Genomic DNA, 25,273 nt, shown 5'->3' on the forward strand with positions numbered 1-25,273 from the left:
TCTTTTAACTTATTATGCGGCCTTCATGCGTTTAAAATCTCTTAAATTGTCCGGCTTTAAATCTTTTGCCAATCCAACCACTTTTAGCTTTCGCCATGGCATTACTGCCATTGTGGGGCCTAATGGCTGTGGTAAATCTAATGTGATTGATGCCATCCGCTGGGTTTTGGGCGAGTCCTCTGCCAAGCAGCTGCGTGGTGGGGCAATGAGTGATGTTATTTTTGCTGGTACTCAGAATAAAGCTGCCAAAAGTCTGGCCAGTGTTGAGCTAACCTTTGAGCATACCCAAGATGAGCAGACCGGTATTCGCCATGAGCTCAATTTATATCATGAGCTGTCAGTGCGCCGCCAGATTAATGGGGAGGGTAAGTCGGATTATTTTATCAATGGTACCCGATGCCGCCGCCGTGATGTGGTCGATGTATTCTTAGGCACAGGCTTGGGACCACGCAGCTACTCGGTGATTCAGCAAGGGATGATAGGACGTATTGTCGACTCAAGCCCGCTACAGTTGCGTGAGTTTATTGAAGAGGCCGCGGGGGTGTCACGCTATCAGGCCCGCCGTGAAGAGACTCAAAAAAAGCTGCTTAGAACCCGAGAGAATTTAGAGCGCTTGCAAGACATTGAAGCTGAGCTGAGCCGTCAGAAGAAAAAGCTGGCCAAACAAGCTGAGAGCGCCACCCACTATCAGCAGTTGCAGCAGCAGCTAAGTGAAGTCAAAGAGCAGCTGGGCACGCAGCAATTGTATCAGGCCAAAGCGGCACAAATGCAGCACAAGGCTGAGCAAGAGCAGCTGACTAAGAGCCTTGAGGCGCAGCAAGCTCAGGACAGTATGCTGAAACAAAAGCTGGCCAAAGTCAGTGCCCGTCTGGCTGAGGAGCAGTGGCTAAAAGATGAGGCGCGTGATAGCCTGCACCAACAAGATTTACAGCGCCAGCAGGTTGAGCATCAACTCAAAGAGCTGCACTCTAGCCTCAGTCAGCTGGAAGGGAAGTTACGTGCCAATGCCGATCGGCAGCAAAAAATACAAGCCAGTATGTTGGCCACCGAGCAAGACAATCAAGCACAAAATGAGACCTTGACCCAGTTAGCCCCTGAGCTTGAAGCCCTGCAAGTACAGCAGCAGCAAACGCAGGAAAAATATACGCCGCTGCAGTTGGCTTGGGAGGCAAGCAATACCAAAGTGGCTAAGATTGAGGCGGACAAACGAGAGGTTGAGCAGCGTCTTGCGCTTGCCAAACAGTCTGAATCTCGGCTCACGCTGGATTTGTCCAAATGGCACAACAAAGATAAGCTATGGCAGCAAGAGGCAATAAAATGGGGAGTGCGCCCAAGCGGTGATACCCTTAGCGCTACTGACGCAGAGGTGACATCAGCCCCAGTTTCGCAGCCGTTAAATGAGCAGATTGCTGGTATCGATAACCAGCTTAAAGGCTTAGCTAAGCAGCAAGAGGTTATTGAAGAGCAGTTAGAGACTAAGCAGCCAATTTTTAATCAATTAAAGCAGACACAACACCAGCAGCAATCACAGCTTGCCCAGTTAGAAAAGCAGCATGCCAGTCTGATGGCAGAATATGACACGTTGCATGCCATTGTTCACCCCAAAAAGCCGGCCAAGTTACCCTCAGCGCAGCCGACAGATGGCGCTCAATCCGTTATGGCTGCAGATAACAGTACGGCTAACCGCTCTTTAGGACACACGCTTGGGCAGCTTTCAGCATTACACGAGCAGATTAAGCTGACCGCCGCTGGCGAGCCTTATGCCCAAAGCTTGGATAAATGGTTGGCGTTTTGGCTGGATGCGGGGATACTGCCGGCCACCGGCTTTGGCAACGATAACGGCCATGCAGGATTTATTCAGTGTCTGCTGTCTGATGACAGCTTTGATAAGCTTAGTAATAAGCCTCAAAGTAAAACAGATAAAAGTGCTGCAATGCCCCCTCAGAGTGTGTTATTTGAGGGCAGTACTGCATCAGAGCATCAACAGCAAGACTTGCCACCTGATTTACAGCCCTATTTAAAGCCTTTAACTGAGCTGATTGCTGCGCCTAAGCTTAGACTGTGGCAGCATACTTATTTGTATGTGAAAGAGCATAAGACAGATGAGGGCGCGACAGACCTAGCACTGGACTTAGATAAAATCGCAGTGCTGCTGCACACCATGCCTGCACCTATAATAATATTAACGCAAGCAGGATGGCTAATCACTCGAGTCGGCGCAGTGCATATCAGTAAGCTTGATAAAAGTGGACAACATCCGTCATTTTTAAGCATTCGCTTGCAGCAACAACAGCGTCTGGCTGTACTTGAGGCGCATTTAAATGAGACAGAAACCCAGATTGAGCAGCTTACTAACACCATAAAAGCACAGGCTCATAAGCAAGAGCAGCTGTCTGTGGTTATTGAAGAGCTGTTGGCACAATTATCTGCCTCAGCGCATAAGCGCCATGAACTACAGCAGCAAAGAATTACCTTGATAGCCAAACAAGAGCGGCAAGACAGCGAGCAGCAGCGCTTACAAGCACAGCGGGATGAGCTGGATGCTGAACAGCAAGAAATCCAAAGCGCTCAGTTGGCATTAAGCCAAAAAATTGAATCAGATAACAAGCACTTACAAGCCTTGATGCCAGAATTAAAGGCGGCAAAACAGCAGCAGCAACAGCTAGAGCTAGAGCGCCAGCAAATCAGTCAGCAAGAGCGTGACAACAATGACAGCTTACGTCAATTACAGTTGCAATACAGCCAAGCACAGATTGCTGCCAAGCACAGTGCGGCGCAGTTACAGCAGTTTATTGAGGACAAGCAGCAGTTAGAGCGCAGTCAGCAAAAGCTTATCCAAGAGCAAGATAAGCTGCAACAAAAGCTGCCACAATTACAAGCCCAGCAACAAGCAGTCAGCCAGCAGCACCATGAGCTGCAAGTGGCCTTAGATGAGCGCCAAGCGGTAATTGGCAGTTTACAAGGTGACGTTGAGGCGCATCAAGCCCGCCGTGATGACTTAGAATCGCACATTCAGCAGATACAAGATAAGTTATCGCACAGCATCACTCAAGTAGCCATTGCTGATGAGCGTATCAAAGAAGCCAGTGAGCGATTAAAGGGGTTAAACACACAAATTAGCCCCTTGGCTTTACTGACCGATTATATTACCCATGGGCGCAGTGTGTCAGCTGCCAAGCTAGAAAAACTGCAAGCGGCAGAAAGTCAGCTAACGGCTAAGCTTAATAACATGGGGCCGGTAAACTTAGCCGCCGCAGCCGAGCTGGCTGCTGTAGATGAGCGTCTGCTTCCGCTTGAGCAGCAGATTAATGACATAACAGCCAGTATGGATACTTTAAGTGAAGCCATTGCCTCTATCGATGGCAAAACCAAAACCTTGTTCTTACAAACCTTAGACTCGGTTAATGAGTCACTCACTCAGCTATTTACCAAGGTGTTTGGTGGTGGTCAGGCCAGTTTAACCTTACTCAAAGACGATGAATTGGGCGTAGGGGAGCAGTGGCGAGCAGGTCTTGAATTGATGGCGCAGCCTAAAGGTAAGAAGAACAGCCGTTTGGCAGTATTGTCTGGTGGGGAGAAGACATTAACAGCGCTGAGCCTTATTTTTGCTATCTTTAAGCAGCATCCTGCACCATTTTGTGTGCTCGATGAGGTGGACGCACCGCTTGATGATGCTAACGTGGTGCGCTTTACCAATTTGATTGCTGATTTAGCTGATGAGGTGCAGTTTATTTTTATCAGCCACAATAAATTGGCAATGCAAATCGCCGACGAGCTTAAGGGGGTGACCATGCCGCAAGCGGGTATCTCAACGCTGGTGAGTGTCAGCCTAGAAGAGGCCGAGCAGTATTTAGAGCCTTCGGCTTAACGATTTATAGACATTGAAAGTTACATTGGCTAAGTAGCAACTACCAGATACTTCAGGGTAAAATTAAATAAAACATAAGCCAAATAAAAAGTTACCCATTGCTCGCAGCGGTTGATGACGGGCAGGGTTAAGCGTGCTAGACTAATAGCGTTTTTTCTACCTCAATTTTAGGACACGTACATCATGACCACCGTAGACTATATTTTAATTATCATCGCTGTTGTTATTATGGTGGTAGGTCTGTATATGATTATTCGCGGTATTTCTGCTCGCAAAAATAAAGCCCACGCTCAGTCAATTATGCGTGATAAAAATGGCATTCCTATTATTCCGCGTCATGAGCGCAAGCTGGTAGAAGAGCCGGAAGCTCTAGAAGCAGGTGAGACGGTTATTGTGCCAGATCGCGAGCATTTGCAGCCGGTTATTACCGATAATGCCCCTGCCGCTGAGCCGCAGCCTAATCATTTAGATAAGCCAGCTGAGACTGAGTTTGTACCCACAGCACGCACCACTCAGTCAGCTGATATGATGCCGCATACGCCTGCCGCCTCCCATCAATTTGCCAATACCACTGACAGCCCATTGACCAATCCGCATCTAGCCGCGCTAGACGATGATGGCGAAGATGACTTGTTTTCAAGCTTGGCCTCAGCGACCGAAAAGCTGATGCCGGTTATTGAGACCGCTCAAGAGTCTGAGTTCTTGGACAACAGCCCCATGCTTGATCAGCATCTGTTGGCAGAAGCAGACCAAGATCAAAACAGCCCGCTTAATCACGCACAAGAAAATATCAACATCACTTTAGTGCCCAAAAACAGCTATGACACTATTGATGGTAAGACCATTTTATCCATCGTATCGCAATACGGCCTAAAATATGGTGCCATGAATATGTTCCATCGTTATGAGAATAAAGATGGCTCGGGTATTTTATGGTTTAGTATGATGGGGGTGACTCAGGACGGTATTGCGCCCTTTGATTTAAACTTGTTGCCCACTTCTCGTTTTAATGGTTTGGTGTTGTTTTTATCGCTGCCCCATCCTAAAGCGACTCAAGGCTTCGACACCATGATGAGTGTGGTCAATTTAATCTCTAATGACTTAAATACCTTGGTGCTTGATGAGAATAATGACATCTTAACCCGTGAGCGTAGACAGCAGCTACGTGCTCAGGTCCAAGAGTATCAAGCTGCGTATCAACAGGGTTAATTGATCGCTATTTTAAAGACAGAAAATTAAGATGGCCGTTAAATAAAAAACGGTTAAATAAAAAACCGTGTTCTCACAAGAGCACGGTTTTTTATATTGCGGATGTTAAGTTTGAGAAAGTGCAGGGTACTAGTGACGCAATAACCAAGTTATTAGCCCAGCTTATTGACTAAATGTAGGGGCAAATGCTTCATGGCTTTACCCACCAACATCCAAGGCAGGGCAGGTACGCAAGCTTCTTCAACACCTGATTCGATCGCGGCGACTAAGGCTGTGCTGCCGGTTTGCTCATCAACTTCAAAGGGCAGCTTAGGTGCCCCTTCATTGATTTCGGTGCGAATATAGCCAGGATAGATTGTGGTCACTTTGATAGGTAGCTTATCGGCAATCATTTCAGCGCGGATACCTTCTGCTAAGTGAGCCAGTCCTGCTTTACTGGCGGCATAAACCGTTAAGTGCTTGGGCATACCACGCATGGCGGACATACTAGATATGGCGACTAAGTGCCCCAGGTTTTGTGCTCGGAAGATCTGCATCGCCGCTTCACACTGAGCCAGTGCTGAAATAAAGTCAATCTCTGCGGTGCGCCGGTTAATATGAAAGCGGCCGGTACCTACTCGGCGGCCTTCACCGACACCGGCATTGACGATGACTTTATCAATTTGTCCAAACTGCGCTTGAAAGGCCTCAAATACGCTAAATACTGCCTCATAGTCGCTCACATCCAGTGACTTAATCTCAACACGGATGCTAGGGCTGTTGGTTAGTATCTCTGCCTTTAAGGCATCAAGACGATCTGTGCGGCGCGCACAAAGCGCTAAGTTATAGCCCAGTTTGGCAAAGTTTTTGGCCATACCTGCGCCAATACCTGAGCTGGCACCGGTGATTAAAATTGTCTTATCTTTACCGACTTGCTGCTTGGTTAACTCAGCCAAATCTTGGTTTTGTAATAAGGATTTGGTTTGTTGTGCCTTGTGCTGCAAGGTGCCCATAATCCCTTGTTGTAGACTGCTAAATAAAGTGTGTTTCATAGCTATCCTTGTGATTTGTTAACAATGTGTGTCGAATCATTATCTTGTGCGGCTAAGAAATAGGGCTTAGTGCCACGTCAGCAAATCTTGCCCCTGTTGATACAAATGACTGTGCTCGTTGAGTGACAATAACCTAAGCTTTGGCGGTGTATCAGATGGAGTAGACTTAACCACCACCGAGGTAACGCCTGTGTTAATCAGGCTGCGATTAATGCTGTAAGCGTTGGCACTGCTTTGACCGAGTAAATGGGCAGTAATGGCAGCAATCACCCCACCTGAGGTAAAAATCAAAGCAGTGTTTGCTTGCTTGTGCTGGGTAAGCTCAACCACGTGCTGCAAAGCCTGCTGCACCCGCTGATTAAACTGTGGCCAACTTTCTAAATACTCCTCATCATGGTCGCCACTATGCCAACGCAGCATGGCTTCATTAAACAGCTCCGCCAAGCGCACTTTGGGCACAGGGGCACTGGCAATGGCCGTCAGTAGACCGACTTCAGTGCTAAACTCAGGGTTGTACTTAACAAACACATCGGTATGATTAAACTCGTTAAAGCCTTCGATCAGGGTCGGTTGAAGCTGTGCAGCATCTGGATAACCGGCTTGATAAGCGCTTAAGAAATGGGTTGCCGAGTCTTGTTGACGTGATAAGGACCCCGTTACAATCGCATCAATTTTGCGCTGGGCTTTGGCATACTGGCTTCCTAAGCACGCCGCTTGTTTGGCGCCAAGCTCAGAGAGCTGATCGTAATTTCGTTGACCAAAGGAGGCTTGGCCGTGTCTGGCAAATAGCAAGGTAGTCATAAAGTCCCATATATCAAAATCAAAATAAATGTAGAGCAAGCTTTAAAGGATAAGGCAGGGCTACTTTAACCACTGCTTGGCCAAAGATTGAATGGGCGCAGGCAGCTTGCCACTGTCTATTACCCGAATGGCCTCGTGCTTGGCGATAAGCTTTAAAGCGCGCGCATGAATGGCGTGGATAATAAGCCAAAAATCTTTAAAAGCGGGGTTATCAGTCTGCTTATTATAGTAACGATAGTAGATTTGCTGAGCGATACCAGCCAGACGGAACAGACCGAATACCTCATAAAAAGCCCAGTTGCTATCCGCCATGCCAGTCTTGTTCAGATAGTATGTCACCACCTCTTCTCGAGTCATCATACCCTCTAGATGTGTGGGCTGACGGCGAGACTGACGCATGATTCTATTGTCATCTTTTTGTACCCAGTAGGCCAGCGCACTGCCTAAGTCCATGAGCGGATCGCCCAAGGTAGCCATTTCCCAGTCTAGTACCCCGATCACTTCAGTGGGGTTGTCAGGATTTAACACCACATTGTCAAAGCGCCAATCATTGTGAATCACACAAATACGGCTGTCTTTTGGCAGATTGCGTTTGAGCCATTGACGCACTACAAAGAAGCTTGGCACATTGGGGGTCTTGGCTTTTTTATACCGCTTGTCCCAGCCGATCACCTGACGCTCGCAGTAGCCTTCACCTTTGCCCAGCGCCGTTAACTGAGGATTTTGTTTGTAGTCAATTTGATGCAGCTCGATTAAAGCATCGATGACATTGGTACATAGCGTGCGAACTTGGGCCGGCTGTAAGGTGATGGCTTTGGGCAGGTTGGCGCGTGGAATAATACCGATTAAGCGCTGCATGACATAAAAATCGCAGCCAATCACCGAGTCATCGGTACACAAAGCAATCATTTTTGGCACGTAAGGGTAGTCATCCTGCAACGCTTGCTGCACCTTGTACTCACGCACCATGTCATGTGCCGACTTAGCCTTAGTGCCGGCAGGTGGACGGCGTAGAATTAAGTCCATGTTGGCGTATTGCAGTCGATAGGTCCAGTTAGAGGCACCGCCTGAAAACTGAGTAATCTGCGGCTCACCTGCTACCTCAATACCTTGGGTGCGTAGCCAATTGCTGACCGCATTACCATCTAAGGTCTCAGAAGCGCGTACTTTGCCCGCCTGATCAATCACTGAGTTTTGGGCAGTGGGCTTGGCTTCTGTTGAGGCTGTTGACTGGGAGTTTGAGGAGGTGGGAGTGGCATCTGTGGTGCTCATAAAAAGTCCTTTTGTCTATGGCAAAGATAAAAAATTAATTGGGATAACGCAGCGGTAAAACTTAGCCCAAGCGGTAGATGACGCCGCTTGGCTGTATATTAGGTGATTAAGAACAAGGCGATTTTTTTTATGCTATAAGGTTTAGCCGAGCTAAGGCTTAGCTTTAGGGCGGCCGTAGCCCAATTTCTTTAATTCAAGTTTGGCAATCATGGTCTTGTGCACCTCATCGGGACCATCGGCCAAGCGTAAGCTGCGTGCTTGAGCATAGAATCTTGGGAGCATGGTGTCTTGGCTGACGCCCATACCACCGTGGATTTGCATCGCCATATCGACCACTTCTTGTAGCACCGTTGGTGCCACCACTTTGATGGCTGAGATTTCAGTTAAGGCCGCTTTTACCCCTTTTTCATCCATCTTTTGTGCGGCATAGAGGGTAAGCAGGCGAGCTTGGTCAATGCTGACTCGAGCCTCAGCAATGCGCTCCATATTACCGCCAAGTTGCAAAATGGGTTTGCCAAAACTGGTACGGCTCATGCCACGATGAATGGCCAGCTCCAGTGACTTCTCAGCGGCGCCAATACAGCGCATACAGTGGTGAATACGGCCAGGGCCAAGGCGACCTTGGGCAATCTCAAAACCCATGCCTGGACCGCCGATAATATTGCTTACCGGCACGCGTACATTATCGAATACTACCTCACCATGGCCGTGCGGTGCATCATAATCACCAAACACTTGTAGCATGCGCTCAATCTTAACCCCCGCAGTGTCTAGCGGCACCAGTACCATAGAATGCTGATGATGGCGGTCTTTGCTGTCATCAGGGGTGTGAGCCATAAAAATAACAAAATCCACATCAGGATCACCGAGGCCAGATGACCACCATTTGCGGCCATTTAGCACAATATCATCACCATCAATAATGGCAGTGGCTTGCATATTGGTGGCATCACTTGAGGCTACGGCAGGCTCAGTCATACAAAATACAGAACGGGTTTCGCCTTCCAAAAGAGGCATTAAAAAGCGCCGCTTTTGTGCCTCATTGCCATAGCGCCATAACAGCTCCATGTTTCCGCTATCAGGGGCGTTGCAGTTAAAGATATTGGGAGCAATGAGGCTACGGCCGGTCAATTCGGCGATGGGGGCGTATTCGGTCACAGACAGGCCAGCGCCTAAGATGTCATCGGGTAAAAACATATTCCAAAGCCCGGCCGCTTTCGCCTGTTTGCGCAGAGTATGATACTGCTCAGGCCACTGCCAGCTTTGCCAGTCGCCACCAGGATTTAGCTTATGACAACGCTGCCAGAATTCATCTTCAATAGGTTCGATTTGGGTTTGGATAAACTCTTTGACACGGTTATAAAAGTCTTGTCCACGCGCACTGATGTCAGGCATCATAAAATCCTTTTTATGTGAAAAATAGGGAGGGGATAACAAAATAAAGCCTTGAGTCTTAATACTTTATAATTGACCACTTGGTTAGTTTATCACTAATGGCGCTATTTTTTAGAGTCACTATTGACCGGTGGGTATTTGATTGACTGCCGTTATGTTTTTCGATATATCCCTGAAAAGTGCAGGTTAGATTTATTGGCTTTGAGCGGTGTTTATTGGCTTTTAGCTCGGCAGCAAAGGTGCAAAATTGGTATCATATGACCACTCAAATATTTGAACCAAATGAAACATTAAGCGCAAAAATGCAATTAAAATAAGGCCCGCTCTATGACTCAAAACACAGCAGACACTCATGCCTCAGCACAAGCTCAAGAGGTCATTGCAAAAATGCGTACCTTGATCGCACAGGTGCGTAAACACAACAATGCTTATTATGTGATGGATGAGCCAACCATCAGTGACAATGAATATGACCAGTTGCGCTTAAGTCTCATTGAGCTTGAGGAGCGTTATCCTGAGTTAACTCAGCCCGACAGTCCGACGGCTAGCGTGGGCGACAATCCTCTGCCATCATTCTCCCAAGTGCAGCATGACATTGCTATGCTGTCGCTGGGTAATATTTTTAATTATCAAGACTTACAAGAGTTTATGCGCCGGGTCAATGACCGTCTAAGTGATGCTGATCGAAATCCTGAGTATGAGATTGAGATGAAATTAGATGGCTTGGCTGTTTCATTAAAATATCATAACGGACAATTTGTGCGCGGCGTGACTCGTGGCGATGGTCAAATGGGCGAGGACATTACCCAAAACGTGAAGACCATCAATAACATTCCACTGGTGATAGAAGCGGCGCAAGATATTGATGTGCTTGAGGTGCGGGGCGAGGTACTGATGCCAAAAGCAGGCTTTAAGCGCTTAAACCGTTTGGCAGAAGAAAATGGTGATAAAACCTTTGCCAACCCCCGTAACGCAGCAGCAGGTAGCCTACGTCAATTAGACCCAGCCGTGGCTGCCAGTCGTCCTTTGGCTTTTTATGCGTATTCGGTGAACCAAGGCTTGCCTGAAGCGATTACTTTGCAATCGGCGGCTTTGACCTGGCTTAAGCAGTTAGGCTTTACTGTTAGTGACTTTGAACGGGTAAAAACAGCCCAGCAAGTTCAAGACTACTATGAGTCGATGATACAAAAACGGGCAGATTTAGCCTTTGAAATTGATGGGATGGTCATTAAGGTCGATGACTTAACGCTACAAAGTCAACTGGGCGCGTTATCACGTGAACCGCGCTGGGCCACCGCCTATAAGTTCCCTGCTGAAACGGTGATGACCACACTCAATAGTATTGAATGGCAAGTGGGGCGTACCGGTCAGCTGACTCCAGTGGGCAAGCTTGAGCCAGTGCAAGTGGGCGGTGTGACGGTCAGTAACGTGACCTTGCACAACTTCGGGGAAATCCAGCGCCTTGATGTGCGTGCAGGTGATACCGTCAGCGTCCACCGAGCGGGCGATGTGATACCTAAAGTGACTCGGGTATGGCATGATTTGCGCCCTGAGGGTACCTCGGCGGTGACGCTGCCAACCCACTGTCCTGTGTGCGACTCACCTGTGGTACTGCCAGAGGGTGAAGCCTTGGCACGCTGCACCGGTGAGCTGTTTTGTCCGGCGCAGCAGCAAGAGGCACTAATTCACTTTGTATCACGTAAAGCGATGGATATTGATGGGCTCGGTGAGCGCTGGTTAATCAGTTTCTTTGAGCATGGCATCGTCAAAACTGTGGCCGATATTTATCACTTAAATGAGCATGCCGATGAGCTGGTTACTCTAGAAAAATTGGGCGAGAAGTCCGTTAGCAATATGTTGCGCGCCATTGAAGAGAGTAAAAAAACCACACTGGCGCGCTTTATCTATGCGCTAGGCATTCGCGGTGTGGGAGAGACCACAGCACAGAATCTGGCACAATATTTTGGTGATTTGCCTGAATTGATGGGTGCCAGCATTGATGCCTTAGAGGCCGTACCTGACGTGGGCCATATCACCGCTGAGCTTATTTATAATTTCTTCCGTGCTGAGCATAACATCGAAGTCATTAACGCATTGCAGCAAGCTGGCGTGTATTGGGATAAGGTAGAGCAGCAGGCCTTAGACAATCTGCCCCTTGAGGGCCAAACGTGGGTGATAACAGGTACCTTGGTCGCCAGCGGTATGTCACGCGATGATGCCAAGGCGCATCTGCAAGCTTTGGGTGCAAAGGTCTCAGGCAGCGTATCGGCCAAAACCTCGGCATTATTGGCCGGTGAAAAGGCAGGCTCTAAGTTGACCAAAGCGCAGAGTCTGGGGGTGCGTGTGGTGTTAGAGGATGAGTTCTTAAAGATGATTGGGGCGTCATGACACCACACTCATCCATTTAATAAAACAAAATGCCGAAATCAATTTAAAAACTCAATCAAATTAGTAGCACTTTAGGCGCATAAAAGCGGTATCATAATGCGGTGCACGTCTGTTCTATAAACGATTATCAGACGTGCTTTTTATTATTGAATATTCTCAACTTGTTAACCTGACAGTTCATTTAACTGGCCCAGGAAAAGGATGTTTTATGCAATACGATGTTATTGTGATTGGCTCAGGAATGGTAGGCACTTCAATTGCTTGGCACCTACAAAAGAATAATTCTAAAGTGCTGGTTTTGGACAAAAAGGCGCCCGGTGAAGAGACCTCTTATGGCAATGCCGGTCTTATTCAACGAGAAGCTGTGTATCCTAAGGCTTTTCCAAGACAAATGAGTGAAATCTTAAAGGTACTGCCCAATACTCGAACGGATATTCGTTATCGCTGGTCAGCTTTGTTTAATTATCAAAGCGCTTTATATCAGTATTGGACCAACTCAACGCCCAACAAACTGACCAAGATTGAAGATGAATGGGCCACTTTAATTGAGCATTGCACCAGTGAGCATGATGTGATGATTCAAGCGTCAGGTGCGGATGACTTAGTGCGTAAGGGTGGCTGGTTTGAAATTTACCGTACCCAAGAAAAATTCGATTACGCCATTAAACTGGCTGAAAGAGCGGCATCCAAAGGTGTTCAATATAAGCTATTAACCCCTGAAGAGCTAAAAGCATATGAGCCAAATGTTAACTTTGATGAGTTCATTGGTGGTATCCACTGGCAAAACTCTTGGCAGGTCAAAAACCCAAGCCGTTTGGTAAAAACTTATGCAAAAAGCTTTGAGGCCATGCAAGGTGAGATTAAGCAAGCCAATGTGAAGACCATCGAGCAAAATGACGAGGGTATCTGGCAAGTAACCGTTGAAAATAACTCAGGTGAGATGACCACGTATACCAGTAACCATGTGGTGATTGCAGCCGGCCCTTGGTCGACTGAGTTGACACGTCCTTTGGGCTACGATTTCCCATTGTTCCCAATGCGCGGCTACCATCAGCACTTTAAGGTAGATGAAGCCAACCGTATTGGCCACAGCTTATTTGATGCCGAAAAAGGCTATTTAATGGGGCCTATGGATCAAGGTATTCGCATCACAACGGGTGCGGAGATGACCACGCTCAATGCACCTAAGAACTTCGGTCAGCTTGAAGCGGTATTAAAAATTGCCAAAAACGTCCTGCCGTTAGAAGAAGCAGTAGAGTCAGAAGCTTGGTGCGGCTCACGTCCTTGTATGTCGGATATGAAGCCAGTCATTGGTCCTGCGGCTCGTCATCCTAATCTATGGTTTGCCTTTGGTCACGCGCATCAAGGCTTTACACTTGGCCCAGCTACTGGCCGTTTGGTACAAGAGATGATCAACGATAAGCCATTGTACGTGGATGCCACACCTTTTAGCGCACAGCGTTTTGGTAACTAATCATCACTTTACTGGTATTATGTTATCTATTTTAGTTAAGGTGTGATCTTTAGCTGATAGGCATGATAAATAAGCTGGCAGAGGGAGCCTCTCTTTGTCAGCTTATTGCCCTTTTTTAGTGATGTTGTTCAAGTTTTATAGATTAATTAACCCTAGGTGACCCTTTATTTATGCAAAAATTACACAGCAACCAGCGCATGAGCAAAATTGTTATTCATAACGAGACCATCTACTTATGTGGACAAGTAGGTAACGCTGAGGATGATATCTCTGCACAAACCTTAACCTGTTTAGAGAAGATTAAAGCACTACTAGAAGAAGTGGGTAGCGACAAATCAAAAATCTTATCTACCACAGTTTGGCTAAAAGACATGGCTGACTTTGCGGCGATGAATGCGGTATGGGATGAGTGGTTTAGCGATGTGTTGCCACCAGCTCGTGCTTGTGGCCAAGCGGCTTTAGCCCGTCCTGAGCTATTGGTCGAGATGATTGTCACTGCTGCCGTTTAAAGGTACTGAAGGTATCAAATAGCCATAAAAAAAGACAGCCAATTGGCTGTCTTTTTTTATGGGCGATTATGGGCAATGACTTAGAGGGGGTTTGCTCACAGTGACCTTGATAAGAAGCCCCTTTTATACCGTATAAGCTCTGAGCACAGCCCAAGACTTAATGCCCAAGACTTAATGCGCTGCTGTGTTACTGGCAGCATCTGCCTTGCCCTCTGGGCTTGGCATAATCTCAATAGGCAAAATCAGCCCGCGAGCGAACTGATGCTTAATCACATAGTCGTACTCGCTGGGGGTAACATTGGGGGTGGTATACACAATTAGCTTGGCATCTTTTTCTGAGTAGCTGTGTGAAACGTAGCTGTCAGCCAACTGATCCAGCAGTTTTTCTAATGGCTCATTGCTGGCCATGCCCACAGTTAGACTATGCTGCGCCTGTTCAGGAGATATGCCAGAAAATTTGGCTTGAGCCTGAACCGCATCGCTGTCTAAAGCAAAGGGATACTTAAAGCTTTTGGGGTCGACCGCTTTCTCACCGGAATCTAGCGCACGCCAGTTAATCTCTAGAGGCTTGTCTTGAGTGGACATCATAGGCTGAGCGTCAGGGTCGTTTTGTGGCTGCTGCGCGGTTTGCTCATTATTATCAGTATTGGTGTCTGTTTTTAATTCAGTCTTTGATTCAGTGTTATCCGTAGAGGCATCGGCTTTAGTCTTGGGTGCTTGATTACAGCCGGCAACCACCATGCTGCAACCGATAAGCATAGAGAGCAGGGCAGGCTTGAAGCGGGATATAGCGCTGCTGTAAGGCAGTAAGGTATTAAAAGAGCGGGTCATAAATTACATCTCAATAAGAGGGCAGGCGATGCAGCTATCTGTAGGTTATAAGGTGGATCCAATAACCACAGACAAAGGCTGGCACCTGCCAGTGTGTGTTATGGGGAATTAGTTTAGCGCCTCAGCCAAACTGACCAGTTTAATAAATTCAGTACGGCTGCCACTGCTGTCGATCGGGCTTTGAGCGCCGCTTTTGGCCAGTCTTTGTAGTTGACTATAGCTTAAATCATTCACATATTTACTGCCAGTGAGCAGCTGACCATAGCCTGCCACTGCTAAGGCAAAATTGGTATCGGCTGACGCGGCAGTTACTCTATTGGCAATAGGGAAGGACAAGAGCTGCGACTTTTCAGCTTGAGGTGCCTTGTAGCGAATTTTTAAAAACCCAAGTTCACGGTTATTGCCACTGACTGCTGTGCTGTTTTGGTAACGGCTTGGTTCTAGTAAACCTTTTTGCCCCACAGGAGTCACCTCAAATAGCGCCACCACAGATTTTCCTGCGCCCAATTCACCTGCATCGACATTGTCATTATTAAAATCCTCTTTGGCTAATACTCGGTTTTCATAGCCAATCAAGCGCCATTCAGAGACAGCAGCAGGATTAAATTCAAGTTGAATTTTAACGTCTTTGGCCACGGTATTAAAGGTAGCAGACATCTCATCGATAAGTACTTTTTTTGCCTCAGACAAGCTGTCGATATAGCTGTAGTTGCCATTGCCGTTATCCGCCACTTGCTCCATCATGTGATCGTTATAATTGCCTTGACCAAAGCCTAAGGTCGATAATGAGATGCCCTTATCCCGATTACTGCGGATAATTTGCAACATGTCTTTGACACTCGATACCCCCACATTAAAGTCGCCATCAGTGAGCATCAAAATGCGGTTAATACCGTCTTTTTTAAAGTGCTCAGTAGCTTGTTGATAAGCAAGCTTAATAGCCGCCTCACCATTGGTTGAGCCGCTGGCGGTTAGGTTGTCAATGGCATTTAGGATTTTTTGGGTCTGATTGCCTGGGGTAGAGGGCAGCACAACCTTTGTGTTACCGGCGTAGGTGATTAAGGTGATGCTGTCTTGGGCACGTAGCTGTTTGGTGAGCATTTTTAAGCTAGACTTCGCCAGTTGCAGCTTATCTTCAGTGTCCATTGAGCCTGATACATCGACCAAAAATACCAAGTTGGCCGGCGGCTGTTTTTGTTTAGCGGTTAATAGGTCTTCGGCTTTAATGCCTACTTTGACAATTTGATTGGTTGGGTGCCAAGGAGAATTGACCACTTCTGTACTGACTAAAAATGGCGCATTGGCCTGTTTTTTGGCTGCTGTAAAATCGTAGTTAAAGTAATTAATCAGCTCCTCTACCCGCACCGCATCTTTAGGGGGCAGTTGGCCTTGATTCAAAAAGCGGCGTACATTGGCATAGCTGCCGGTGTCGGTATCGATGCTTAACGTTGCAAAGGCTTGCTCTGAGGTGGCATTGACCGCATTAGGCTCAATTTCAGCATAATTTTCTTGTTGCTTTGGTGCCATATAACCTTGTGAGGGGGGCGGCATGATGCTTGCATTCGCTGTCATTTTGCTCAATTGGCGGGACTCAGCCATGGCTGGGGTGGCCATGACCACCACTGGGGCAGCAGCATCCGCTTGAATGCTTTGCTCTGCTGTCTCCAAAGTTGTGGTGCTGGCTTTATCGGACGCAGGCGTGATTTTTGATTGTGGAGCACAGGCTGTGATGACTGACAAAGACAGTACACTTAGGAGTGGCCAAACTTTGGATGTAGCATTAGGGTTGGCGGTGCGGGTTATATGAGTTGTTGAGATGTTCATAAACTGTCCTTGTTAGAGGCGAAATACATTAAAGCCATTAGGGTTTAGCGCCTTCTTCATCCTGTTCGTGGCTCATGATATAAATAATTGGAGCCTATGATATGAATAAAATGTTAATAATTGTCGGCTTAGTGCTTAAATTAACCTGCACTGCTTACAATCGCAATATGGTTTTCATTAGATTACGAGATAAACTAAGCATTAACAGTAAATATATGTTGAAATAAACCCAATACGAATTTTTATATTGTATTTAAATCAGTGTCTTAGTTATTTATGATAAAAGCTTGTAAGGCGCGTTAGGGGCTTTTATGAGCTTTATGGCTGAGTAAGTAGAGGCAATAAGGATTTAAATACATCATAACATAGGTAATAACTAAGGAGATTTTATGGCAGGTGGTAGCTTACTAATGCTGCTCGATGATATTAGCGTGATTATGGATGATGTCTCGGTAATGACCAAAGTGGCGGCCAAAAAGACCGTGGGCGTGCTGGGGGATGATCTTGCGCTAAATGCTGAGCAGGTAAGCGGGGTCAAGCCTAGCCGTGAGCTCCCTGTGGTCTGGGCAGTAGCAAAAGGCTCCATGATAAATAAGTTTATCTTGGTACCTGCTGCGCTTCTTATCAGCTATTTTGTGCCGTGGCTTATCACGCCTTTACTTATGGTGGGTGGCTTGTTCTTATGTTACGAGGGTGCCGAAAAGGTTATTCATAAATTTTGGCCAAAGCTGTTGCCCCATGATGAAGAGCAGCAGGCGCGCATCCATGCCAATGCAGATGACACTGTGGACTTGGTTGCGCTCGAGAAGCAGAAAGTAAAAGGTGCCATTCGAACTGATTTTATCTTATCGGCTGAAATTGTGGTGATTGGCTTAGGGACGTTAAGCGCCGCCAATTTATTAGACAAAGCGATTGTGCTGTCTGTTCTAGCCATTGGGGTTACCATTGGTATTTATGGCCTAGTGGCAGGTATTGTTAAGATTGATGACTTGGGGCTGCACATGATGCAAAGACCAGGTGCAAGTAAGATAACCCAAAAAATCGGTGAATTCTTATTGTCAGCGGCTCCCAAGCTTATGAAGTTTTTGACCATCGTAGGCACTATTGCCATGTTCTTAGTCGGTGGTGGCATCATCGTACATGGTATCGGTTATCTACACCATGCGGTAGAGGACATTGCACACTTATCTGGTGTATTTGAAGGGTTATCTACCAATCTATTAAATGGTGCCATAGGTTTTGTCATTGGGGTGGTGCTGTTATTTATATTAACTGCCATCTCAAAAATGCGCGGTGACGCCCACTAAGATTATCATCAAGACGCCAGCTCTAAACCAAAAACAAGACTCAACAAAAAGGCCACTTAATTTATTAAGTGGCCTTTTTGTTATTAGGATGATCAAAGATGACCCTTGAGGTCAGCCAATCGATAGAGGTAAGCGGTTAGCTGTCACTATCGGTGGAGCCTTTAGGGGTGGCTGTGGTCTTTTTGGCATCCTCTTTTACCTTGCGCGAGCGTGCTTTGGGCACTTTTGGCGAGGTTAGATTTAACAGTCCTGTTTGCGGCAGCAGCTGCTCTGAGATGTTTTCAATCATGCTCTTATAAGTCTCAATACTGGTTTTATTGGACGTATTAGCAGCATGGTGCGCTGCTTGTAGCATCTCGGTGCTGTCATCACTGATGGCATCGGCTTGTGGCTCATTCACTAACGCTGTGGCCGGCTGCTCTATGGTTTCAGTAACATGAGCCTCATCCGCTACTTGCTGCACTGTTGCCTTAGCGCTTGAGTCGGTATCCTCTAAGAGTGTATCATTAGCGCTTTGGGCCGATTGGGCTACTGGCAGCGGCTGACGCAAGGCTTTTAAGAAAGCTGCTTCAGTGTGTCCCGCTGCAATGCTGTCCACGCCCTCTTGACCGAGCATTTCACGGATAAAGTGGCCGACATTTAGCGTAAGTAGCTGAGCTAAATCCTTAACTTCTTGTGGCGCTGCCTCCGCTTGAGCCGGTGTCGCCTCCACAGTATCGCTAACATCGCCCGCAGTTAAGCCATTGTCTAAAGGCTGTGTCACTGCGTCAGAGGCAGCATCGGGGGCAGTATAGTCCGGATGCTGGCCACGTGGGTCATTTGAGGCGCGCGCACCAATTGGGCTTGGCTCAACTTCAGTCTTACCTTGCTCAATGGTATGGGTCGCTACCGCTGAGGTCATCTGGGCAAAGCGCTCTAGATAACTGGGTGATAAAGACTGATAGCCATAATTTACGAAGCTAAAGGCCTTGGCGTGCTGCGTGCTGTTATTAGCAGCGGCTTTACGCTTCGCAGCAGGCTTGGTTGTACTGCCTGACGTCTGCTTGTGCGCATTTAATGCCGCTAAGAAGCATGCAATTACCCCATCTTTAGCCAAGCGCATACGTGGCTGGGCTAGGTGAGTGTGGATAAATTGACCCACAGAGCCTGTAATCGTAGCCACTGGTGCTAAGAGCTCTGGCTCATCGGCTTCAGACGCTGCAAAAGACTGAGCTTGAGCTTCAAGAGAGGCTTTGATCACACGCGGGTCATTGCTGGCTTGACCATATTTTTGCGCCGCCACGTAGCGGTTGGCAAACAGCTCTTTGGCATCAAAGCTTAAGCTTGCCGTCTCAGGGGCCTGATCTTCTGAGGCGACAACAGGCTGTGCAGTTGCCTCCTCTGGGGATCTTGCAGCGTGAGCAGCGTTACTAGCGGCAGCTTTGGCTGGAGTCGCTTCTGTATCAATCACCGCTTCAGCTGGTTCAGACTGGGCTGTGCTGGCTTGCACCTTAGCCGGCTGGTCCGCTTTGGGCTCAGCATCTTTGCTTACTGAGGGTGCCACGACTGACTCAGTCTTGGTATCGGCTTTTTGCTTTTGATCGCCTTGAGCAGCACCATCTTTCATATTAGAAGCTGGTTCGGCCACCTCTGTGACAGCTGCCGTGTTAGGCTGAGCTGCAGATGCGTCATCGCTTGGCTTATGATCACGCGAAGCTTCAGACTTAGCTGCCTTCGAGTTGTCAGCTTGAGGCTCGGCTTGGGTGCTTTGCTGGCGAGTTACGGCGCGATTGTTAGGGCTCGCTTGCTGCACTTCAGGCTTACTTTGAGCCTGTGCAGATTTTTGGCTTGATTTAGCGTCATCTAAACAGATATGCACCACTTCGGATTTTTTCAAAGTGTTCTGTGCTTCAGTCACTCTTAGGTTCACCTCATTAGGGTCAACCGGACGCTCAGAGTTTGAGCGGCTGCCATTTTTATCGGCGCTGCGTGACTTTTCGTCTGTTTTTTGATTACGATCAGGGCGGTTGTCTGAGCTGGCCTTGTTAGGCTGTTTGGTGTCACCGCGCTCTATAGCGCCACGTGATTCACGTTTGCTATTAGGCTCACGCTTAGGCAGCTCTTTGTTAGGTTCTTGCTCAGCTACCTGACGGTTGTCTGACTTGTCTGCTGTATCAGCCGACTTCTTGTCTTCTTTGTCTTGGCTGCGGCGACGGTTGTCAGGCTTGCTACGCTTGTCATATTTATTACGGCTGCGGTTGTTGCGGCTGCGGCGACGGTCTTTGTCATTATCGGTTTCACTGTCATCTGTGCTATTGGCTTGATCGCTAGCGGTAGGGGCAGAGGCAGGTTTGGCTGCTACAGTAGCGGAAGCCACAGGGGCAGCGGCTGGCGCGGCGCTTACTTGACCAAAAGCGCCTCGGCTTTGCGCACCGGTATTAACGATGGCTTCAATCGCTTGAGCGGCATCAGCACTGCTTACTGTGGCTGACATCTGGGCTTGCGGTGTTGGGGCAAATAGGTTTGATAGCCAAGCCACGGCAGCAGGTTTGGCCTGTTCTACTTGGGCCTCGGCAGGCTGCTGTGGTTTGGCAGCGGTGTTGGCCACAGGAGCAGCGGCTTTAGCGGCCTCGGCAGGCTTGCTGGTATCGGCGCTGGCTTGAGGTGCCGTTTTGCGCGGCTGACGCACAGGCTGCTGCTCTGGACGCTCAGATTCCGCAGTTTGCCAGTCCACTTCATAGCCTAGGCCACTGGTTTCTTGCTGCTGAGTATCGGTCACACGCTCATAGCTTGCGGGTGCGAAGCCATGGTGGTTAAAGTGGATATTGAAGTTTGGCGACTCAAGGTGGGCATGTGGCAAGATAGTAATGCGGGTGCCGCTGTCTTGCTCAAGGTACACCAAGCTTTCACGCTTTTCATTTAATAAAAATGCTGCTATATCCGTAGGTACTTCAGCTTGCACCTCACCATGACGCTCTTTTAAGGCTGTTTGTTCAATTTGACGCATGATAGACAGTGATAACGAACGTAAATCACGAATCATACCGTTGCCATGACAGCGAGGGCAGATATAGCCGGTGGACTCTTCTAAAGAAGGACGTAGGCGCTGACGGCTCATTTCCATCAGACCAAAGCGTGAAATCTCCCCAAACTGAACACGAGCACGGTCGTATTTGGTGGCTTCAACCAGACGTTTTTCCACTTCTTTTTGATGTTTGCTGTCGTTCATATCAATGAAGTCGATAACAATTAGGCCGCCCATATCACGCAGACGCAGCTGACGGGCAATCTCATCGGCTGCCTCTAAGTTGGTGTGATAGGCTGTCTCAGCGACGTCCGCACCTTTGGTCGATTTGGCTGAGTTGATATCGATAGAGACCAAGGCTTCGGTTTGGTCAATAACAATTGAGCCACCAGAGGGCAAACGTACTTCACGCTGATAAGCGGTTTCAATTTGGCGCTCAACGTTGAAGCTTGAGAACATAGGCTCAAAGTCAGTGTACTTGCGTAGCTTATCAATTTGAGTCGGCATAACTGCTTTTATAAAGGTCTCAGCCTCAATGAATGCCTCTTCATTATCAATCCAGATCTCAGTGATGTCATCACGTAGATAATCGCGTACCGCACGAGTCACCACCCCCGCTTCTTGATGTACAAGACGAGGAGAGGCGTATTTTTTGTTTTGATCTTGAATGGCGTTCCAGATATTAAGCAGGTGATTTAAATCGTGTTGCAAATCTTCTTGGGTTTTGCCGATACCAGCAGTACGTACGATAACGCTCATCCCTTTTGGCAAATCTAAATTACCCAGCATACGCTTCATGTCTTCACGCAGCTTGCCTGAGATTTGACGTGAGATACCGCCGCCTTTCGGGTTGTTTGGCATTAATACCAAATAGCGGCCGGCCAAAGACACATAAGTAGATAGGGCGGCGCCTTTGTTACCACGCTCTTCTTTTTCGACTTGCACGATAAGCTCATCGCCTTCTTTGATAAGCTTGCGGATGTTTTCTTCACGAGGGTTGCCTGACAGATATTCGCTGGCAATTTCGCGCACTGGCAAGAAGCCCTGACGCTTTGAGCCATATTCGACAAATACGGCTTCTAATGACGGCTCTACGCGGGTGACATGGCCTTTATAGATGTTGGCTTTTTTCTGTTCGCGGGTGCGGTTTTCAAGATCGAAGTCGTATAAATGGTTGCCTTTACATAAGGCGACACGAACTTCTTCGTTGTGGGTGGCGTTAATCAGTATGCGTTTCATTGCTGTGTCCTAGTTAGGTCATGACACACAATGGCTGATAGTATCTAGAAGATAAGCTTTGGCATGAAGGCGGCAAAAATGATATCGCCTGTGAAGTGCTTGTTGCCGATAATTATACTGCGCTAATTATGCTAACAATAAAGCGACTTATTTTGGGCAAAAAGACCAATAATGAGTGGCTGAAAATTAAACTTTAAAGCAAGTGTTTTTTAAGTGATTAAGTGGCTGTCAATTGCTTAGCAAGAAAATCAAGCAGAAAAAAAGCGAAGAAAAAATCTAAGCACTCTGCTGTCATTAAGGGTGCAGCTTTGGGTGATACGCTAAGTTGTATAAAACTTGGCTGGCCGTAAAGGTTAATATCACTTATCTGACGAATAACGTCAGGGGGTGCTGCCGGTTTCCAGCTGCTTTGTTATAAGCAATCTGGCTTTATTACGTTCCTGCTGGTGTTGCAAGTGGCTAATTAAACCTATCCGTTTTACTGGGTAGTAACTGATAAAGAGGGGTGTAAGTTCTCTTTATATTATTTAGGTATGACCGCTGGACTGTATGGCAGTCAAGGGTTAGGGACCTGTTAATCGGGTCGGTCTTAATTATAAAAACTTAATCAGTTAAAGGGTTTTGAGTCTAAAGTCTTATCTCGTTATCAATTTAGAGCTAATTTTGACGGGGCGTACTTGGCAAATAACGGCTTTTAATTATCGACAATCGCAAGATTTATTGAGCGTTTGCTTACGGTTATTTGACCGCCAAATTAGCACAGTTTGGTCTTTTATATCCATGCTTATTACCACATAACATAAGCGGTAGCTTAGAGGGTAAATCGGTGCAAGGTGTAAGGTTGCAGCAATTGGCTAGGGGCTACTTTATGTCCATCTGGCGCTTAAAGTCAGAGGGTTTGGGCTTGTGGCCAAAAACCTCAAATTTCTAAAAATATTACAGCATTGTGTTCATGTTAAATTTAAATGGGGGCGGCGGTGCCAAGTCGGCAATAGGTAGTTGTAAGCTACAAAAAAACCACTCACCCAAAATCATTGTTTATGAAAATAACGTTGTGGGCTGACTTTAATATCCAAAAAACAACAGGGCTTATAACCACCCTAATACAAACTGTCCACAGTGCCTAAACAGGGATACTGCCGGTAAAGGAGTCAGTTTTTGTTGTGAAACCGCGCTAGCGTGTCAAAGTGATCATAAAAATGAGCTTTTAGACAGAACAATGCACGAGACACAAAGTCAACGTGTTAGACTATACCAAATCTTTTGCCAAACACCTAACAAAATATGTCAAAATCCAACCGAAAACCTGAGAAAAATGTAGATAAAATGAACAGTCAAAATAGCAAGATAGAGCAAGATTTAGAAGGTCTAATGGCCAGCGTTGGTGCTGAGCCAACCCAAGTTAGACGCCATTCTACCAAGGCTCGCCCACAAAGTGCCGATGAAGATATCAAGGATTTTGGACAGGTGAACCACCTAGAGGTTACCCGTAATCAACATGGCCAACGCATTGATAATTTTTTGTTAGCCAGACTTAAAGGTATGCCGCGCGCGCACATTTATAAGATGATTCGCTCAGATGAGGTGCGTATTAATAACAAGCGCTGTAAGCCTTATGACAATCTGGAGCGTGGCGATGTGGTGCGTATTGCTCCTGTGAAACTGGCGACTCGTGAAAAACCAGTGATCAGCGAAGGCTTCGCTAAAAGCTTACTTGAGCGTGTGGTCTATGAAGATGAAGGGCTTATTGTGCTAAATAAGCCTTCAGGCATGGCGGTACATGGTGGCAGCGGCCTAGATTTTGGGGTCATTGAAGCCATGCGTGATGCCACTAGCAAAAAATATTTGGAGCTGGTGCACCGCATTGATAAAGATACGTCAGGCTTACTGATGATTGCCAAAAAGCGCTCAACGCTTAAAGTATTGCAAGAGTATTTGCGTGAAAAAACCATTCAAAAGCACTATCTGTGCTTGGTAAAAGGGCAGCCGGCACTTAATGAGTTTGAGATTGATGCGCCGTTATTACGTTACACGGTGGCCAATGGTGAGCGCCGCGTAAAAGTAGATAAAGCTAATCCTGAAGCTAAGCTTAGTCAGACAACCTGCAAGGTGTTGGCCCGCTTTAAGATGAACGGTGAGCCGGTGAGCTTAATAGAGGCCATGCCTCACACTGGACGTACCCATCAAATCCGAGTGCATTTGGCGTATCTGGGTCACCCTATCTTAGGCGATGACAAATACAACATCAAAGATACCTCAGGAGTTCGACGCTTATGCCTACATGCTTGGCAGCTAGATGTGCCTGAGTATGAGGTGATTAAAGCGCCGCTGCCTGAGGATATGCAGTCGTTATTGCCTGCAGATTTTAAATTAGATTAAGCTGGGTTATCAGAGGGTTAAATTGCTATGAATGAGGTGGTCACTAACACTGAGCATGACTTGAGTCAAAAATCGCTGATTATTTTTGATTGGGATGGCACCTTAATGGATTCAATCGGCCTGATTGTAAAAGCCATGCATGTCGCAGCAGAGGCGCATGGCTTTAGCACCACAGATGAAGCGGTTAAGTCTATCATTGGGTTAAGCTTAATGCGCGGTATTGAGCTCTTATATCCGCAAGCGAGCGCTGAGCAGCACTTAGCCATTCAGCAAAGCTACGCCGATTACTATATTCACGCCAGCACCTTACCCAATCAGCCGCACTCTGAGTTTTTTGAAGGCATCGAGGCCATGTTCAAGCAACTGCTGGCACAGGGTAAAAAACTGGCTGTGGCCACTGGCAAAAAGCGTGCTGGCTTAGATAGAGTCATGGATTATGCCAATAGCCGTCATTATTTTGTCAGCAGCCGCTGTGCTAATGAGTCCGGCTCTAAACCCAGTCCGCAGATGCTGCTTGATATTTTGCAAGAGACAGGGTACGCCGTGGCAGATGCGGTCTTTATTGGTGACAGCATTCATGATATCCAAATGGCCAATGCGCTGGGAATGACCTCGATTGCGGTCAATTATGGTGCAGCAAGCGCGCAAGTGCTAGCCGCTGAACACCCGACGTATCAGGTAAGCACTCCCTCACAGCTCATTGAGTTGTTAACGGCAGGCTAAGCTTGATTTAATTTAATGG

General features: G+C 47.2%; 15 protein-coding genes. 8 read left to right on the forward strand and 7 right to left on the reverse strand.

The window, feature by feature from the left end; genetic code table 11:
- Positions 1-25: 25 nt before the first annotated feature.
- Both MN210_RS02495 and MN210_RS02500 read left to right on the forward strand, forming a co-directional pair.
- Positions 26-3,868, forward strand: a complete 3,843-nt coding sequence (locus MN210_RS02495) for an AAA family ATPase (RefSeq protein ID WP_338412488.1) — start codon at positions 26-28, stop codon at positions 3,866-3,868.
- Between the two features lie 183 nt (positions 3,869-4,051).
- The gene (locus tag MN210_RS02500; RefSeq protein ID WP_110816110.1) at positions 4,052-5,077 is read left to right on the forward strand and encodes a cell division protein ZipA C-terminal FtsZ-binding domain-containing protein; all 1,026 of its coding nucleotides are present in this window, start codon (positions 4,052-4,054) and stop codon (positions 5,075-5,077) included.
- 152 nt (positions 5,078-5,229) lie between these two features.
- Here MN210_RS02500 and MN210_RS02505 read toward each other — a convergent pair whose 3' ends face one another.
- From MN210_RS02505 to MN210_RS02520, 4 genes are all read right to left on the reverse strand, one after another.
- On the reverse strand, positions 5,230-6,108 hold the full coding sequence (locus MN210_RS02505) for an SDR family oxidoreductase (protein WP_425605628.1): 879 nt from the start codon (positions 6,106-6,108) through the stop codon (positions 5,230-5,232).
- Positions 6,109-6,174: 66 nt separating this feature from the next.
- Positions 6,175-6,909: a histidine phosphatase family protein gene (locus MN210_RS02510; RefSeq protein ID WP_241879091.1), complete on the reverse strand. Its 735-nt coding sequence runs from the start codon at positions 6,907-6,909 to the stop codon at positions 6,175-6,177.
- 60 nt (positions 6,910-6,969) lie between these two features.
- Positions 6,970-8,181, reverse strand: a complete 1,212-nt coding sequence (locus MN210_RS02515; protein WP_241879092.1) for a phosphotransferase family protein — start codon at positions 8,179-8,181, stop codon at positions 6,970-6,972.
- Between the two features lie 150 nt (positions 8,182-8,331).
- The gene (locus tag MN210_RS02520) at positions 8,332-9,576 is read right to left on the reverse strand and encodes an acyl-CoA dehydrogenase family protein (RefSeq protein WP_110816113.1); all 1,245 of its coding nucleotides are present in this window, start codon (positions 9,574-9,576) and stop codon (positions 8,332-8,334) included.
- Positions 9,577-9,903: 327 nt separating this feature from the next.
- Here MN210_RS02520 and ligA point away from each other — a divergent pair, with 327 nt between their 5' ends.
- The 3 genes from ligA to MN210_RS02535 all read left to right on the forward strand — a co-directional run bounded on the left by ligA (position 9,904) and on the right by MN210_RS02535 (position 13,947).
- Positions 9,904-11,964 carry an NAD-dependent DNA ligase LigA gene (gene ligA, locus MN210_RS02525; RefSeq protein WP_110816114.1) on the forward strand — a complete coding sequence of 687 codons (2,061 nt, stop codon included), beginning with the start codon at positions 9,904-9,906 and terminating at the stop codon, positions 11,962-11,964.
- Between the two features lie 208 nt (positions 11,965-12,172).
- Positions 12,173-13,438: an NAD(P)/FAD-dependent oxidoreductase gene (locus MN210_RS02530; RefSeq protein ID WP_241879093.1), complete on the forward strand. Its 1,266-nt coding sequence runs from the start codon at positions 12,173-12,175 to the stop codon at positions 13,436-13,438.
- A gap of 170 nt (positions 13,439-13,608) precedes the next feature.
- Positions 13,609-13,947, forward strand: coding sequence for a RidA family protein (locus MN210_RS02535; RefSeq protein ID WP_011959757.1), 339 nt, complete (start codon positions 13,609-13,611; stop codon positions 13,945-13,947).
- Between the two features lie 171 nt (positions 13,948-14,118).
- Here the strand turns inward: MN210_RS02535 and MN210_RS02540 are convergent, their stop codons facing one another.
- Both MN210_RS02540 and MN210_RS02545 read right to left on the reverse strand, forming a co-directional pair.
- The gene (locus MN210_RS02540; protein ID WP_241879094.1) at positions 14,119-14,778 is read right to left on the reverse strand and encodes a hypothetical protein; all 660 of its coding nucleotides are present in this window, start codon (positions 14,776-14,778) and stop codon (positions 14,119-14,121) included.
- A 108-nt stretch (positions 14,779-14,886) separates the two neighbouring features.
- Complete coding sequence (locus MN210_RS02545; protein WP_338412489.1) at positions 14,887-16,602, reverse strand: vWA domain-containing protein; 1,716 nt, start codon at positions 16,600-16,602, stop codon at positions 14,887-14,889.
- A gap of 389 nt (positions 16,603-16,991) precedes the next feature.
- Between MN210_RS02545 and MN210_RS02550 the strand changes: the two genes are divergently transcribed.
- Positions 16,992-17,909, forward strand: coding sequence for a DUF808 domain-containing protein (locus MN210_RS02550; protein WP_011959760.1), 918 nt, complete (start codon positions 16,992-16,994; stop codon positions 17,907-17,909).
- A 136-nt stretch (positions 17,910-18,045) separates the two neighbouring features.
- Here the strand turns inward: MN210_RS02550 and MN210_RS02555 are convergent, their stop codons facing one another.
- Positions 18,046-22,152, reverse strand: a complete 4,107-nt coding sequence (locus MN210_RS02555; protein WP_338412490.1) for an Rne/Rng family ribonuclease — start codon at positions 22,150-22,152, stop codon at positions 18,046-18,048.
- A 1,284-nt stretch (positions 22,153-23,436) separates the two neighbouring features.
- Here MN210_RS02555 and MN210_RS02560 point away from each other — a divergent pair.
- Entirely contained in the window at positions 23,437-24,531 is a 1,095-nt protein-coding gene (locus MN210_RS02560) for an RluA family pseudouridine synthase (RefSeq protein ID WP_011959762.1), read from the forward strand.
- 27 nt (positions 24,532-24,558) lie between these two features.
- Positions 24,559-25,254, forward strand: coding sequence for an HAD-IA family hydrolase (locus tag MN210_RS02565; protein WP_011959763.1), 696 nt, complete (start codon positions 24,559-24,561; stop codon positions 25,252-25,254).
- Positions 25,255-25,273: the final 19 nt, after the last annotated feature.

It is taken from the genome of Psychrobacter raelei (assembly GCF_022631235.3).
GTDB lineage: Bacteria > Pseudomonadota > Gammaproteobacteria > Pseudomonadales > Moraxellaceae > Psychrobacter > Psychrobacter raelei.